Source organism: Pararobbsia silviterrae (assembly GCF_003628125.1).
Taxonomy (GTDB): domain Bacteria; phylum Pseudomonadota; class Gammaproteobacteria; order Burkholderiales; family Burkholderiaceae; genus Pararobbsia; species Pararobbsia silviterrae.
On record NZ_RBZU01000006.1, the window covers coordinates 228,149 to 243,723 of the forward strand.

14 protein-coding genes and 1 pseudogene are annotated in these 15,575 nt (G+C 63.9%); 9 read left to right on the top strand and 6 right to left on the bottom strand.

The window, feature by feature from the left end; genetic code table 11:
- The first annotated feature begins 321 nt into the window (after nucleotides 1-321).
- Nucleotides 322-1,812 (top strand): xylulokinase, encoded by a 1,491-nt coding sequence (xylB, locus tag D7S86_RS15540; protein ID WP_121087757.1) that lies wholly within the window; start codon nucleotides 322-324, stop codon nucleotides 1,810-1,812.
- On the top strand, nucleotides 1,796-2,533 hold the full coding sequence (locus tag D7S86_RS15545; RefSeq protein WP_158601975.1) for a ribulose-phosphate 3-epimerase: 738 nt from the start codon (nucleotides 1,796-1,798) through the stop codon (nucleotides 2,531-2,533). The genes xylB and D7S86_RS15545 overlap by 17 nt, the downstream gene beginning before the upstream one ends.
- Before the next feature lie 74 nt (nucleotides 2,534-2,607).
- Here the strand turns inward: D7S86_RS15545 and tnpA are convergent, their stop codons facing one another.
- Complete coding sequence (tnpA, locus tag D7S86_RS15550; RefSeq protein ID WP_121087758.1) at nucleotides 2,608-3,036, bottom strand: IS200/IS605 family transposase; 429 nt, start codon at nucleotides 3,034-3,036, stop codon at nucleotides 2,608-2,610.
- Between the two features lie 44 nt (nucleotides 3,037-3,080).
- Here tnpA and D7S86_RS15555 point away from each other — a divergent pair.
- The 6 genes and pseudogenes from D7S86_RS15555 to ampC all read left to right on the top strand — a co-directional run bounded on the left by D7S86_RS15555 (nucleotide 3,081) and on the right by ampC (nucleotide 8,784).
- Nucleotides 3,081-4,295 (top strand): annotated as a pseudogene (locus tag D7S86_RS15555) (RNA-guided endonuclease InsQ/TnpB family protein).
- 226 nt (nucleotides 4,296-4,521) lie between these two features.
- The gene (locus D7S86_RS30435) at nucleotides 4,522-4,782 is read left to right on the top strand and encodes a type II toxin-antitoxin system HicA family toxin (protein ID WP_121087759.1); all 261 of its coding nucleotides are present in this window, start codon (nucleotides 4,522-4,524) and stop codon (nucleotides 4,780-4,782) included.
- Nucleotides 4,779-5,117, top strand: a complete 339-nt coding sequence (locus D7S86_RS15565; protein ID WP_205962824.1) for a type II toxin-antitoxin system HicB family antitoxin — start codon at nucleotides 4,779-4,781, stop codon at nucleotides 5,115-5,117. The genes D7S86_RS30435 and D7S86_RS15565 overlap by 4 nt, the downstream gene beginning before the upstream one ends.
- Nucleotides 5,118-5,236: 119 nt before the next feature.
- Nucleotides 5,237-6,604: an ABC transporter substrate-binding protein gene (locus tag D7S86_RS15570; protein WP_121087760.1), complete on the top strand. Its 1,368-nt coding sequence runs from the start codon at nucleotides 5,237-5,239 to the stop codon at nucleotides 6,602-6,604.
- Between the two features lie 317 nt (nucleotides 6,605-6,921).
- Nucleotides 6,922-7,572: a DsbA family protein gene (locus tag D7S86_RS15580; protein WP_121087762.1), complete on the top strand. Its 651-nt coding sequence runs from the start codon at nucleotides 6,922-6,924 to the stop codon at nucleotides 7,570-7,572.
- Between the two features lie 3 nt (nucleotides 7,573-7,575).
- Nucleotides 7,576-8,784 carry a class C beta-lactamase gene (gene ampC / locus D7S86_RS15585; protein WP_240648196.1) on the top strand — a complete coding sequence of 403 codons (1,209 nt, stop codon included), beginning with the start codon at nucleotides 7,576-7,578 and terminating at the stop codon, nucleotides 8,782-8,784.
- Between the two features lie 110 nt (nucleotides 8,785-8,894).
- Here ampC and D7S86_RS15590 read toward each other — a convergent pair whose 3' ends face one another.
- Nucleotides 8,895-9,872 carry a PEP-CTERM sorting domain-containing protein gene (locus D7S86_RS15590; RefSeq protein ID WP_205962825.1) on the bottom strand — a complete coding sequence of 326 codons (978 nt, stop codon included), beginning with the start codon at nucleotides 9,870-9,872 and terminating at the stop codon, nucleotides 8,895-8,897.
- 234 nt (nucleotides 9,873-10,106) lie between these two features.
- On the opposite strand from D7S86_RS15590, the gene D7S86_RS15595 reads away from it, so the two are divergent.
- Complete coding sequence (locus tag D7S86_RS15595) at nucleotides 10,107-10,688, top strand: hypothetical protein (RefSeq protein WP_121087763.1); 582 nt, start codon at nucleotides 10,107-10,109, stop codon at nucleotides 10,686-10,688.
- Between the two features lie 103 nt (nucleotides 10,689-10,791).
- On the opposite strand, the gene D7S86_RS15600 is transcribed toward D7S86_RS15595, so the two are convergent.
- The 4 genes from D7S86_RS15600 to D7S86_RS15615 are packed head-to-tail and all read right to left on the bottom strand — an operon-like array spanning nucleotide 10,792 to nucleotide 15,522.
- The gene (locus D7S86_RS15600; protein ID WP_121087764.1) at nucleotides 10,792-11,718 is read right to left on the bottom strand and encodes an ABC transporter permease; all 927 of its coding nucleotides are present in this window, start codon (nucleotides 11,716-11,718) and stop codon (nucleotides 10,792-10,794) included.
- 1 nt (nucleotide 11,719) lies between these two features.
- On the bottom strand, nucleotides 11,720-12,859 hold the full coding sequence (locus tag D7S86_RS15605) for an ABC transporter permease (protein ID WP_121087765.1): 1,140 nt from the start codon (nucleotides 12,857-12,859) through the stop codon (nucleotides 11,720-11,722).
- A complete protein-coding gene (locus tag D7S86_RS15610) occupies nucleotides 12,849-14,420 on the bottom strand; it encodes an ABC transporter ATP-binding protein (protein WP_121087766.1) in 1,572 nt (523 codons plus the stop codon). The genes D7S86_RS15605 and D7S86_RS15610 overlap by 11 nt, the downstream gene beginning before the upstream one ends.
- Nucleotides 14,421-14,436: 16 nt before the next feature.
- Nucleotides 14,437-15,522, bottom strand: a complete 1,086-nt coding sequence (locus tag D7S86_RS15615) for a BMP family ABC transporter substrate-binding protein (RefSeq protein WP_121087767.1) — start codon at nucleotides 15,520-15,522, stop codon at nucleotides 14,437-14,439.
- Nucleotides 15,523-15,575 lie beyond the last annotated feature (53 nt).

Sequence of the window (15,575 nt, forward strand, 5' to 3'; positions counted from 1 at the left end):
CGCGCGATGTCGCGGGACCGGACTGCCGTTCGTGCGCGTGCGTTCGTAATTGGTAAAGCTGCACCATTTTATGGTGAATCGATCCGAGAAAGCGGCGCCTTAAAGGATGTCGCTCTATCTAGCGCGCGCCCCATTGACACCTAAATCGTCGATAAATACGGCATGAAACACGGCGAACGGCCATCGGTGTCGCTTATATTCATTTGGTAAAAATAGAACATTGTATGTTGTAGTATGAACGTTTTTGGGGTAATGTGTCCGCACTCGCGTCATCAACGTTCAGGACATGGAAACGGCTTCAACGCCGCGTAGGGGCAAGGCATGTATTTAGGCATCGACTGCGGTACGCAAGGTACCAAGGTAGTTTTGCTGGACCCGGCGAGCGGCGTCATCGTGGCCCGTGGTCATGCCGGCCATCCGATCATCGCCGAGGCGAACGGCCGGCGCGAGCAGAAGGCCGTATGGTGGATCGCGGCGTTGCGCGAGGCGATCCGCGATCTGTTCTCGAAGACCGCGTATCGTCCCGCCGATGTCGCGGCGATCGCGGTGTCGGGTCAGCAGCATGGGCTCGTGGTGCTCGACGAGCACGGCGAGGTCCTGCGCAACGTCAAGCTCTGGAACGATACCGAAACGACCGCGGAAAACGAGGCGCTATGCGAGGCTGCGGGCGGCGAGCGGCGTATCCGGAGCCTCATCAACACGACGATTCCCGTCGGTTTCACGGCGTCGAAGCTTGCATGGGTCCGGCGGCACGAACCCGAGACCTATGCGCGGATCCGGCATGTGCTGTTGCCGCACGACTATGTGAATTTCTGGCTCACGGGCGAATATGCGACCGATTCGGGCGAGGCTTCCGGAACGGGATATTTCGATGTCGCCACGCGGACCTGGTCGCGTCCGATGACCGATTTGATCGACCCGAGCGGCGTGCTCGAACGCGCGTTGCCGCGTATCGCGTCGCCGCTCGAACCGATCGGCACCGTGCGCCCCGAGGTTGCCGCGGAGTTCGGTTTCGCGCCGACCACGCGCGTCGCATGCGGGTCGGGCGACAACGTCATGGGCGCGGTCGGAACGGGCAATGTCGCGGCGGGGCGCGCGACGCTCGGACTCGGAACGTCGGGCGTGTTGAATCTGCATGCGGACACGATCGCGGATGCCGTCGATCCGAGTGTCTATGTGTTTTGCGGACTCGACGGCGGATGGTTGCCGACCGTCGCAACGATGAACGCGACGTCGACGACGACGCTGCTGCAGAAGCTGTTCGACGTCGAGCTCGACGAGGTCGAGCGTCTGATGAGCGCGGCCGCGCCTGGCGCGGGCGGGTTGCGCATGTATCCGTTCTTCAGCGGCGAGCGCATTCCGGCGCTGCCGCGTGCGCGCGGCGTCATGAAGGGCATGTCGGCCGACAACATGACGCGCGAGAACCTCATGCGCGCGGGCGCCGAGGCGGTGGCGTTCGGCTTGAAGTGGGGCTACGAGTTGCTCGCGCGGAGTTTCGGGCGCGCCGGCCAGTTCCGCTTGACCGGCGGTGGCGCGAACAGCGCGGCATGGCGTCAGATTCTCGCCGACGTGTTCGATACGAACGTGATGCGCGTCAAATGCGACGAAGGCGGTGCATTCGCCGCGGCCTTGCTCGCGTTGACGGTCGATCAGCGCGCGCGTGGCACATCGGTCACGCTTTACGACGTCTGCGAACGTTACGTCGAACTCGACGAGACGATGGCGGCCGAGCCGCGTCGCGAGGTCGTCGAGCAGTATCGCGAGGCGTTCGGCGAGTATGCCGATACGGTCGCTCATGAAGACTTCGAGTGACTCGATCGTGAATACCGTCTGGCGAAAGTCTTGCCTGATCGTACCGTCGCTGATCACGTTCGATCTGAGCAATCTCGAACTGCAGACGCGGCGCATTGCCGAGTCGGAGTGTGATGCCGTGCATCTCGACGTCATCGATGGGCAATTCAGTCCGAGCATGCCGTTGGGCATCGAGACGATCGCGCATCTGCGCAAGAAGACGGATCTCGCGTTCGATGTGCACGTCATGGCGGTCAAGCACGATTACTTCGTCGATGCGTTGCTCGATATCGGCGTGGCGCAGTTGACGTTTCATGTCGAGACCGAGGCGCATATCGATCGGATGCTCAATCGGATCCGTTCGGCGGGGGTGCGGGCGGGTGTCGCGCTGAAGCCGGCCACGCCGCTGACGACGCTCGAGTATGTGATCGAGACCTGCGACACGGTATTGCTGATGCTCACGAATCCCGGGTATTCGGGCACGGGCAATGAGTTTCCGGTGCCGTATGCGGAGCGCAAGATCGCGGCGTTGCGCGAGATGATCGATGCGCGCGGGCTCGATACGTCGATCGAAATCGATGGCCGCGTATCGAAGGCGATGATTGCAAAGTTCGCGCCTGCGATGGTCGATCAGTTTGTCGCGGGCAGTGTCTGTATTTCACGTGTCGAGCCGACTACAGGCCTTGGCGAACTCGCCGATCTCCGTCGCGCGATCCTCGGGGCACAATCCTCGGGCGTTTGAACGTATGCGCGGCAATCCTCCTCCTTCAGGGGGAGGAAGGATAGCGCGGACGCCGCAGGCGTCCTTGCTGGGCATTAATGCGGCGTTTTCTGTTGCGCAATGTACTGCCGCCCAATCTCGATGGGCGCGCCGCCGCACGCTCCCGCAAAATAGGATGGCGACCAAAGCGCACCACCCCGCAGCTTGCGTTGGATGGTTGGGTAGTTCTTCTGCCGAATCATCCGACTAGAAACCCCCTTCAGGCTGTTCACGAGGGCGGACACGGCCACCTTTGGCGGATAGTTCACGAGCAAATGCACATGGTCATCTTCTCCGTCGAACTCCACTAACTCGGCTTCGAAGTCGCGGCACACGCTCGCGAATACCACGCGCAGGTCATTAATAACCGCTTTCGTAAAGACGCCACGTTGATATTTCGTTAAGAAGACTAAGTGCACATGCATGAGGAATACGCAATGCCTGCCGTGCCTCATTTCCGGGTCTTTTATGCGGGGGCGTGCCATTTTCTGAGTTGCTTAGTTTCACAGCCCAAAGTATTTTTTACCGCATGGAACGACTCCAAGCCTTCAAATTCGAACTGATGCCGACCGGCGAGCAAGCGCGCAAGATGCGCCAGTTCGCCGGCGCGTGTCGGTTCGTCTACAACAAGGCGTTGGCGTTCCAGAAAGAGAATCACGCAAGCGGCCAGAAGTTCGTCAGCAAGTTTTCGATGAGCAAGCACCTCACGGAATGGCGCAATAACCCGGATACGCCTTGGCTCGCCGATGCGCCACGTCACGCGCTCATGATGGCGACCCAGGCATGCGATCGTGCATTTCAGAACTTCTTCGCGGGGCGCACGTCGTTCCCGCAGTTCAAGCGCAAGGGTGTCAGCGATAGCTTCCTGTTTCCCGACAAAAACCAGATTGAGGTCGATAGCGGAAACGGTCGTATCAAGGTTCCGAAGCTCGGCTGGCTACGCTATCGCAAGAGTCGCGACGTGCTAGGCGAAGCTCGCAGCGCTACCGTGTCGCTGCGAGCGGGCAAGTGGTATGTCTCGATTCTCACGAAGTGCGAGGTCCAGCAGCCGGTTCCACAAGGTCCGGCGCTCGGCATCGACGTGGGCGTTGTCCGCTTCGCCACCATGAGCGACGGAACGTATATCGCGCCGCTCGCGTCGTTCCGCAAGCACGAGCAGCGGCTTGCCAGGTATCAGCGCCGGATGGCCCGCAAGATGAAGGGCTCGGCGAACTGGAAGAAAGCGAAGTCCCGCATTCAGCGCATCCACGCGCGCATTGCGCACGCTCGCGCTGATTTTCTCCATAAGGCATCGTCAGCTATCAGCAAAAACCACGCGATGATCGCGGTCGAAGACCTGAAAATCAGCACCATGTCAAAGTCGGCGAAAGGTACGGCCAACGCGCCAGGACGCAATGTGCGCGCGAAGTCCGGCCTCAACAAGTCGATTCTCGACCAGGGCTGGGGCGAGTTTCGTCGGCAGTTGGAATACAAGACGGCATGGCGCGGCGGCTTCTTTATCGCCGTCGATCCCAAAAACACGAGTCGCACGTGCCCGTGCTGCGGCCATGTATAGAAGGACAATCGGAAGACGCAAGCGCTGTTCAAGTGCGTCGAATGCGGACACGAAGCGAACGCCGACCATGTCGGCGCGCTCAATGTCTTAGCGGCAGGACATGCCGCGATTGCCTGTGGAGGGATGGCGCGGCCAGGCCGCCCGTCGAAGCAGGAACCCACCGAAACTACTAGTGCGGTTTCCGCCTAGGGTCATAGGAATCCCATCCCTTCAGGGAGGGGAGGATGTCAAGCGACATGACCGCGGCCCCGAGGGGCCCGGCCATCGATTGCGAGTCGAATCCGAAGTGAGTGATTCGACAGCCGGGCCGCCCGCAAGGGGACCCACCGCGCCCCGAATCACACCGCCAGATTGTCCGGTTAAGTGCCGATCTCGGGTATCCATCTTGAGATTTGGTATCACTTTTAGATATCATATGCACTTCAAAGCCAAACACCGAAAGACGCTTGAGCTGCTTTTTTCACGCCCGACCCCGGCGAGTGTCAAATGGCTCGATGCCGTCGCGCTGATGAACGAACTCGGAGCGGAGATTGACGAACGTGAGGGGTCTCGCGTCGCCATCTTTTTGTTTGGTCAAGTCAGAGTGATGCACCGGCCTCACCCGTCGCCAGACATGGACAAGGGTGCCGTGGCGTCGATGCGAAGGTGGTTCGAAGAGAACGGAGTCAAGCCATGATGAACGTGATGAGGATCGGCGAATACAACGCGGTCGTTTCTTACGATCCGGAGATCGGTATGTTCCGGGGCGAATTCACCGGGCTCAATGGCAGTGCGGATTTCTATGCGGGCGATGTCGATCGTTTGCGGCGTGAGGGCGAACGATCGCTCAAGATCTTTCTTGAAGAATGCAAGCGGCGCGGGGTCGAGGCAAAGCGGCAGTTCTCGGGGAAATGGATGCAGCGTTCGACCAAAGCGTTACATGAAGCTGTGACACTGGCCGCTGCCGCGCGCGGTCTCAGCGTCAATCAGTTCGTTAACGAAGTGCTCGAGGAAGCGACGCATACCGATTAGCCGATGTCGTGCTCCGGAGACGTGTGCGTTGATCCGATAAGGCAGGGTTCACCCCGATAGGGCGGCTCAATCTGGTAGCGCTACCATCGCCGGCAAGCACGCCCCCGAGGAGACACCTGATGACCGCTCGTGAATCGAACCAGGCGCACACGCCTGCATCCCCGTATCTGACTCAACCGGCCGACGCCGCCGGCTCGCCGCGCGCGCGTCGCGCGTACACGCAGGATCGCCCGATCGGCGTGCGCGCAATCGTTGTCGCGGCCTGCGCGCTGGCCGCGTTCACAGCGAGCACCGCCGCGCAGGCCGCCGAGGTCGAAGTGCTCCACTACTGGACGTCGGGCGGCGAGGCCAAATCGGCTCAGGTGCTCAAGCAGATGCTCGAGAAGAAGGGCGATACGTGGAAGGACTTCGCCGTCGCGGGCGGCGGCGGCGAGAACGCGATGACCGCGCTCAAGACGCGCGTCATTTCGGGCGATCCGCCGGCCGCCGCGCAAATCAAGGGCCCCGCGATTCAGCAATGGGGCGACGAAGGCGTGCTCGTCTCGGTCGACGACGTCGCGCGCGCCGACGGCTGGGACAAGGTCCTGCCGACACAGATCTCGAGCATCATGAAGTACAAGGGCCAATACGTGGCCGCGCCCGTCAACGTGCATCGCGTGAACTGGCTCTGGATCAACGCCGATGCGCTCAAGAAGGTCAACGCCCAACCGCCTTCGACCTGGGATGATTTCTTCAAGACCGCCGATGCCTTGCAGAAGGCCGGCATCATCCCCGTCGCGATCGGCGGCCAATCGTGGCAGGAAGCCGAGACGTTCGAAACCGTCGCGCTCGGCGTCGGCGGCGCGGCGTTCTACAAGAAGGCGTTCGTGGACCTCGACGAAGCGACGCTCAAGGGCCCGACGATGGTCAAGGCGCTTGAGACGTTCAAGAAAATCAAGCCCTACACCGACAAAGGACAGACCGGCCGCGACTGGAATATGGCGACCGGCATGGTCATCTCGGGCAAGGCCGCGATGCAGTTCATGGGCGACTGGGCCAAGGGCGAATTCACGGTCGCGAACAAGACGCCGGGACAGGACTACCTCTGCGTGCCCGGACCGGGCTCGCAAGGCGCGTATACGTTCAACGTCGACAGCTTCGCGTTCTTCAAGGTCAAGAATCCGGACTCCGCGAAAGGACAGAAGGATCTCGCGAGCCTGCTCATGAGCCCGGAATTCCAGGAGATTTTCAATCTGAACAAGGGCTCGATCCCGGTGCGTCAAGGCATGGATCTCGCGAAGTTCGACGATTGCGCGAAGAAGTCCGCGGCCGATTTCCACAGCGCGCAAACCAAGGGCACGCTCGTGCCGTCGTGGGCGCATGACATGGTCATCAAGCCCGCCGTCGAAGGCGCGTTTTACGACGTGATCGGCGAGTTCTGGAACAACGACGGCGAAACCGCGCAGCAAGCGGCCAACAAGCTCGCGGCCGCGTCGAAGACGAACTAGGCTTCGCGGTATCCAGGCTTCGGGATGACGCGTCGCGTTGCGCTTCGTCCTGCTCCGGCTTTATCGATCGGCTTCGTCGACGGTCGGTCCGCATGAAGCCGGAGCCGCATTCGAACCGATCCGCGCATCGGACGCACCGCGCCGATACGGATTCGACCGAACGACGCAACAGAGATGCACGTGCGCGGTCCGCTCGATGCGCGTGCGGACCGTGTAGCATGGCGGCTTCGTTTCTGTCCCGTCTTTGAGGAACCCGCCATGCCGCTCGTGTCGCTTTTGCAGACGCGCATGCCTTCGCGCCGCGGAGGCCGTGCGCGATGACGACGCTCCATTACATCTTCGATCCGCTGTGCGGCTGGTGCTATGCGGCCGCGCCGCTCGTCGAGGCCGCGCGGGCCGTGCCCGATCTCAAGGTCGTGTTTCATGGCGGCGGCATGATGACCGGTCCGAATCGCCGCACGATCACGCCGCAATGGCGCGACTACGTGATGCCGCACGATCACCGCATTTCGGAACTCACGGGGCAACCGTTCGGCGACGCGTATTTCGACGGTCTGCTGCGCGATGTCACGGCCGTGCTCGATTCCGAGCCGCCGTTGACGGCGATCCTCGCGGCGGAAGCGCTCGATGCGCGCGGTCTCGATATGATCCACGCCGTCCAGCGCGCGCACTACGTCGACGGACGGCGCATCGCCGATGCCGACGTGCTGCGCGATATCGCCGCGCGGATCGGTCTCGACGGCGATGCGTTCGACGCGCAATGCACGCGTCTCGGCGGGACCGCGACGCTTGAGCACATCCGCGATGCGCGCGCCTTGCTCGAGCGAGTCGGCGGCAACGGCTTTCCGACGTTCGCGATCGAGGACGCCCAGGGCCGATTCGGGCGAATCGATACGGGCACCTGGCTCGGCCGGCCGACGCAATGGGCTCAGGCGCTCGCGCAAGCCGTCACGTCGGACGCGGTGTAACGCATGATGCAAACCGCAATCCGATACGCGATCGTCGCGGCGTGGGCCGCATGCGCGATGACGTCCGCGGGGGCCGCGACGCACGCGGACGAAACACATGCGGATGAAACACATATGCGCGCCGCCTCCGATGCGCGCGAACAGGTGCGGCGCGTCGTCGATGCCGCGGTGCGCCCGATGATGCGCGAGAACGGGATTCCGGGCGCGGCCGTCGGCGTTTTTGTCGACGGTCACGCTTATGTCTTCGACTACGGCGTCGCATCGAAGCAGACGCGCCAGCCCGTGCGAGACGACACGCTGTTCGAACTCGGTTCGGTGAGCAAGACGTTCACCGCGACGCTCGCGTCGTGGGCCTGCGTCGAGGGCAAGCTGACGCTCTCCGATCCGGTCCAGACGTATTGGCCCGCGCTCGCGGGCACACCGTTCGGCGCGGTGACGATGCTCGAACTCGGCACGCATACGTCGGGCGGCATGCCGTTGCAGGTGCCCGACGAAATCGGCGACGAGGCGGCGTTGCTCGCCTATCTGCGTGCGTGGCAACCGACCTATACGCCGGGCACGGAACGCACGTACTCGAATATCTCGATCGGCATGTTCGGATTCGCGACCGCGCGGACGCTCGGCGCGCCGTTTTCCGAACTCGTCGAACGGCGCTTGTTTCCGGCGCTCGGCGTCACGCAGAGCTATATCGTCGTGCCGCCCGCGCAGCGTGGCCGCTATGCGCAGGGGTATACGAAGGGCGGCGAGCCGATGCGGATGCGCGGCGACGTGCTGTCCGACGCCTCGTACGGCGTGCGCGCGACGGCGGCCGACGTCCTGCGCTTCGTCGAGGTGAATCTCGGTGTGCGCGACGTCGAACCGTCGCTGCGGCAGGCCGTCGTCGCGACGCATACGGGCTATTTCCGTACGGGACCCATGACCCAGGACTTGATCTGGGAGCAATACCCGTATCCGGTCGCGCTGAGCACGCTGCTCGACGGCAACGCGCCGACGATGATCGATTCGCAGCCGGCCGCGAGGATCGATCCGCCGCTCGCGCCGAACGATGTGACGTGGATCAACAAGACCGGCTCGACGAACGGCTTCGGCTCGTATGTCGCGTTCGTGCCGTTACGCAAGATCGGGATCGTGATCCTCGCGAATCGCAATTTTCCGATTGCGGCGCGCGTGGCCGCCGCGCATCAGATCCTGACGACACTCGATACGAACTAGCGCGCGAACGGACGTCTACGCGCATCGATGTGCGCGGCGTGCTTGACGCGATCCATGCGCGTGAACGCGGCGAATCCGCGTTCACGCGGATTCACGCGCTTTGACGTGCTTTAACGCGCGCTTACGCACCGCACCGGATCGGACGGCTTCGGGAGCTTGAGCGGCGCGGGCTTGACGGCATGCGTCGTCGCGAGTTCGTCGAAGGCCACTTGCTGAAGCGCCGCGACTTGCGCCGTCGACAGACCCAGCTCGAACCCCGAACACTCGTTGTCGCCGAGCGAACGCGGATCGAGACCCGTCACGCTACCGAAGACGACGAGCGCTTCGAGGTAATAGCCGAATGCGCTCGCATGGTAGTTGTCGTAGGACCAGAGATCGACCTTGCCCGCATCGATGCCGTCGTACGGATTGCCGTCCGCGACGCCCGTCTGGATCGCGCGCAGCCATGCTTCGCCGACCGGGATGACGGGCTTGAGCCCCGGTGTCGCGGCGGCGGCCTGATCGTAGCCGGCACGCACGTCGTGCGTCATCGCGTCGATTGACTTCCCATACCACGCGCCTTTCGCGTCGAAAACCTGGTCCGCGCGCGGCCACGTCGCCATCACGCGGATATCGACAGCGGGATTGCGCGCGCGCAGCAGGTCCGACATGCGGCGCACGGTATCGACGAGCACGGCCGGATCGCCGGGTTTCTTCGGATCGAGCGTGCTGTAGCCGTGCATCACGACAGCGTCCCACGCGCGTTGACCGATGATGCCGGTCTTGTGATCGAGGTGCCAGTCGATGCCGACGCCGGGTTCCGTCTCGAGATAGACGTCGTAATTGAGGCCGGCCTGGACCGTGAACGACTTGAACAGGGCCGGCATGCCGCCGATGCCTTCGCTGTTGAGATCCGTGACGGTATCGGCGCGGTAATAATGGACCGGCGATTTGTCGGCGTACGTGAAGCTGTTACCGATGAAGAGGATGCTGCCGGCGAGGGCGTTGCCCGCAAGGCCGAGCAGGCCGGCGGTCAGCATCAGGGCGCGCGGCCAGGAAAACGCGCGACGGGCGCGCCGCGACGAGGCTAAGGCGTGGATCAGCGTCAAGGTTGTCTCCTTTAAAAGGCTCGATGCGCATATCGCCGATCTCGCGTCGCGCATGCGCGGTAATTGTGTCAGACATGCGCACACTGCGTATGGGCACGCGCGCGCGTTGGACTTGCCTTTCTGTAATGACAAGTAATGGAAGAATATTTAAAGAATGCTGAAAGCGCTAAAGAATCTTTAGACAAATCCGATACCTCGTAGACCATCTCATTATGAACAGGACGGTCTATAGGTATGAAGTCAGCAACCCTGATGCGCATTTCGGCTTTGGCGATCGCGGCGACGCTCTATGGGTGCGCAACGAATGATCAAGGCGTTGTCGTCGTCGATCCGAACAAGGTCAACGAGATCATCACGAATGCGCTGACGCCGCCGCCGCCCGTCGCGGTCGTGGCCCCGGCCCCCGTGATCGTCGAAGATCCCTATGCGCCGGTCCCGACGGATGCTTACGTCCTGGTCGCGGTCGACAGCGATGTCGTCGTGATCGGCGGCAACACGTATATCTGGGTCGTCGGTCCGAACGGCAAACGCGAACGGCATTTCTACGCGCATGGCGATCATCGCCAGGACGTGTTCCGTCGTCGCGACGAACTGCATAACGTCATGGCCCAGCACGGCGGCCATCTGCCCGACCACGCAATCGCCGGCACGCATCCCGGCGCTCCCGGCGCGGCCCACGCGGGCCCCGGCGGCGTTGCGGCGCATGGCGCGCCGGGCGCAACGGTCGCGCATGCCGCGCCCGCGCCCGGGCATCCGGTCGCGGCGGCCAAGCCGGCGCCCGCGAAGCCTGCCAGCAAGGATCCGAAGAAGTCTTGAGCGACGGATGCGTCGGCATGCGCGGGCGATCGATCCCGCGCATGCCGCGTGTGTCTTCGCCTGCATCCTGCCGCGGCGCCGATCGTGCGCCGCATTTGACCGCTTAGCGGCGTTCCTCGCGCAAATAGGGCTCGCCGATGCTCGCGGGCGCGCCGTCGGCGTCGCGTTGCGTGACCGCGACCCAGACCATGACGCCGAGCGTGATCAGATAGGGGCTCATCAGCAGGAAATACTGCGGTAGCGCGATTCCGCTCGCGGCGAGCTGAGGAATCAGCGCCTCGATGCCGCCGAACAGCAATGCGCCGGCCAGCGCGCGCCATGCCGACCACCGCGCGAAGATCACGAGCCCGATCGCAATCCAGCCGCGCCCGTCGGTCATCCCCGCAATCCAGAGCTTCGTGCTCACCATCGACAGATAGCCGCCCGCGAGGCCCATCAATGCCGCGCCCGCAAGCACCGCGATAAAGCGGTAGCGCAGCACGGGAATGCCGGCCGCGTCGGCTGCTTGAGGGTTCTCGCCGACCGCGCGCAGCCGCAGGCCCGACGTCGTTCGGTAGAGATACGCGACGACCGCCGCGAAGATCAGCGGCGTCAGATAGACGATCGCGTTCTGCGCGAGCAAGCGGCTCAGCCACGGCGCGAGCACGCCGGCCCCCGGATGCAGCACGCCGAGCCCCGCCACGGGATGATTGGTCCATTCGAGCAGCGTACCGAGCAGGCTCGTGCCGCCTTCGCAGAAGAACACGATGGCGAGTCCCGAGATGATCTGATTGATCCGCAGCCAGATGGTCATGACCGCGAACACGACCGAGACAAGGCTGGCCGCGCCCATCGCGAGCAGCAGCGCCAGCACGGGATGGCCCGTCGTGATGTGGGCGCCGATCGCGGTGAGCCCGCCGACGAGCATGAACCCTTCGGCCCCGAGCGACAGCACGCCCGAGCGTTCGGTCACGATGAGTCCGAGCGCGGCGAGCGCGAGCGGTACGGCGACGTCGGGCACGCTCGCGAGCCAGGTCGTGATCCAGTCCATATCATTCGATCCGTGAGGCAACGGGTTGGAAGCGGTGGCGCACGAAGAAATCCGACGCCGCGACACTGATGACAAGAATCGCCTGGATCAATTGCACCATCGAGAACGGGATCTGATAGAACACTTGCAGGCTGCGTCCCGCGACGAAGAGCATCGCAACGAGAAACCCGACGCCGCATGCGCCGATCGGATGATTGCGCGCGAGAAATGCGATGAGCACGCCCGAGAATCCGTAGCCGCTATAGAACGCTTGAGTCAGGCGGCCTTCCTGTCCCGCGCAGAGCAGCCACCCCGACAGCCCCGCGAGCGCGCCCGAGATCAGGACCGTGCCGATCAATAAGCGGCGTACGGGGATGCCGACCGCGCGCGAGACGCTTTCGCTCGCGTGTACGAAGCGCAGATACAGACTCGCGCGGCTGCGTTCGAGCGCCCACCATGCGGCCGCCGTGACGACGAAAGCCACGAGCAAGGCGGCGCTGATGCCGCCGGGCAGATCGGGCAGGCGCTCGAAGGACAGATATTGCGGCGAGTGGGGGAACGCATCCTTCGGGTCTTTCCATGATCCATAAAGCAGGAACAGCAGGAAGTCGCCCGCGACGTAGTTGAGCATCAGCGTCGAAATGATTTCGTTGATGCCGAGACGCACGCGTAGCCAGAGCGGGACGATGACCCATGCGGCGCCGCAGACGAGCGCCGCGGCCATCATCGATCCGAGCCGCGCGCCCGGCGGTCCGATGCCGTAGATCGACACGGCGGTCGCGCCGATGGCGCCCGCGATCATTTGGCCTTCGAGGCCGAGATTCCAGAAGCGCGTGCGAAACGCGATCGCCGCGGCGAGTCCCGTGACGACGAGCGGCGCGGCCTCGAACAGCACGGCGCGCAGGCTTTGCGCATCGAACAGCGTCTGCATGACGAACTCGGTCCACAGATCGCCGGCGGATACGCCCGCGGCGACGAGGATCGCGCCGCTGACGAGCACGCCCGCGATAAGCGAGGCCAGCACCACGATGCTTTGTCGCGTGCGGCCGACATGCTGACGGACCTCGATCGTATAGCGTCGCGAGAGCCAGGGGATCGACGGGTGCGGTGCGCGAGGCGCGGTGGGCAACACGTTGCGCACGGTGGGTGGTTCAAGCGACATGAGATACCTTGGATTCGGAAAAAACAGGCGATTCGGCGCGCGCATCGTCATGCGTCGCGATCATCGCTTGACCGATCGCGTGCCGGTCGCCGGGCGCATCGAATTCGGCGACGATCGCGCCGCGCGAGATGACGCCGATGCGATCCGCGATCGAGAGAATTTCATCGAGATCTTCGCTGATCAGCAGGACGGCGGCGCCCGCGTCGCGGGCCGCGCGCAGGCGTGCATGAACCTGCGCGGCCGCGCGCACGTCGAGGCCGCGGCTCGGGCTATGCGCGACGACGAAGCGCGGCGCGCGGCCGAATTCGCGAGCGATCACGAGCTTTTGCGCATTGCCGCCCGACAGCAGCGCGGCTTTTTGCTGGACGTTGCGCACGCCGCGCACGTCGAACGTCGTGACCGCGGTTTGCGCATCCGCGGCGAGCCGACGGCGATCGATACGGAACAGGCCGCCGTAACGGCCTTCATGCAGATGCGCGACGCCGAAGTTGTCCGCGATCGACAACGCACCCGCCAGCGCGAGTCGATACCGGTCGGCCGGAATCGTCGCGATGCCGAGCGCGCGGCGCGCCTCGGCGCGCATCGTTTGAATGTCGCGCGCGTCGTCGAGTTCGATCGTGCCGGACGCGATCGGCTGGATGCCCATGATCGCGGCGACGAGCTCGCTTTGTCCGTTGCCGCCGACGCCCGCGAGACCATAGATTTCGCCGGCGCGCACGGCGAGATCGAGACCCTTGAGCATCGGTGGCGCACCCGCGCGCGATGCGGTGCTCACGCCGCGCATCGCGAAGCGCACGCGGCCCGGCGAACCCGGCTCGCGCGCGGTCGGCGGCAAGGCTTCGCCGAGCGCGGCGCCGACGAGTTCGCTTTCGCTCGTCGTGCGCGGATCCAGGGTCGAGACGGTGCGGCCCGCGCGCATGATCGTCACGCGATCGGCATGACGCCGGACGTCGGCGATCTTGTGCGTGACGAGCGCCACGGCCGCGCCCTGGCGCGCGAGGGCCTTCATCGCGTCGAGCAGGCGCGCCGCTTCGGCGTCGGTCAGCACCGCCGTGGGTTCGTCGAGAATGACGATGCGCCCGCCCGCGAGCAGGACCTTGAGGATCTCGACGCGCTGCTGTTCCGCGATCGACAAGGTATCGACGCGCCGCTCGGGTTCGATCGCGAAGCCGAGCGCGCTTGCCTGCGTTCGAATCGCGTCGGTCAGCGATGCGAGACGTTGCCGATGCGAGCGCACGTCGTTGCGCGGCATGCCGAGCAGAATGTTCTCGGCCACCGTGAAGGTCGGCACGAGTTTGAAATGCTGGTGCACCATGCCGATCCGATAGGCCGCCGCATCACGGGGCCCCGAGAACCGCACGGGATTGTCGTCGACGTGAAGCGATCCGGCCTCGGGTGCATAGAGGCCGGCCGCGATGTTCATGAGCGACGATTTGCCCGCGCCGTTCTCGCCGAGCAGGGCATGGACTTCGCCCCAGCGCAGCGTGAAATGCGCGTCGTCGAGCGCGACGAACCCGTCGAACGTCTTGCGGATACCGGTGAGTGTGAGTGCGTCGGCCATCGTTGGTGCGCTTGCGTTATTTCTGGGTGATCACGCCGGTGACGAACCAATCCATCTTCCAGAGATCGGCATCCGAGAGCACCTGTCCGGCCGGCACGCGCAGCTTGCCGTCGCGATCCGAGAGCGGGCCCGCATAGATCTGCTTGCCGTGCAGGATCGCGTCGCGTTCGGCGAGGATCAGCTTCTTCTTGTCTTCGGGCACGGCGGCGCCGAGCGGCGAGATGTCCGTGCCGCCGTCCTTCATTTCGATGAACGCACCGTACGGCGAGGGCTTCCAGTTACCCGCTTCGATTTTCTTGATCTCGGGCACGAGGAACTTGTCCCAGACCCAGACCGACGAGCAGACGGTCGCCTTCGGCGCGAATTCGCTCAGATCGCGGTGATGGCCCGTGCCGTAGACGCCGCGTTCCTGCGCGACGACTTGCGGCGTCGGCGTATCGACGTGTTGACCGATGACGTCCGCGCCGTGGTCGATCAGCGCCATGGCCGCCGCGCGTTCCTTGACGGGGTCGTTCCATGCGCCCGTGTAGACGACGGTCAACGTGGCATTGGGATTGATCTTGCGCGCGCCGAGTTCGTAGGCGTTGATGGTCCAGTTGACGACGCCGAACGGATTGGCCGCGACGAAGCCGAGCTTGCCCGTCTTCGAGACCGAGGCCGCGGCCATGCCGCACAGATACTGGCTTTCATAGGTGCGGCCGTAGAACGATTCGAGGTTCGACGCGTTCGTCGTGCCCGATCCGTTGAGGAACGCGACATCGGGATGCTTGGCCGCGAGCGCCTTGAATGCGTCGGAATAGCCGAATGCGGTGCCGATGATGATGTTCGCGCCGCGCGAGATGAAGCGTTCGACGACGGGATCGATGGCCGATGCATCTTCGGGGATGCTCTCGACGAACATGATTTTCTGTCCGAGCGCGGCTTCCATTTTCTGGCGGGCCTCGTCGAACGATTGGCCCCATCCGCCGTCGTTCTTGGGGCCGAAGTCGAGCATCGCGATCTTGGGTTTGTCCTTGAGCGTGAATCCATCGGCGAGCGCGACGTTCGAGGCGAGCGCGGCGCCCGCGGAGAAGACGATGCCGGTGAGCAGCTTGCGAAGCATGGGATACCTGTCGTGGTGAAGGGGAATTCGGTTGAACGTCGGAAGCGGCGGGT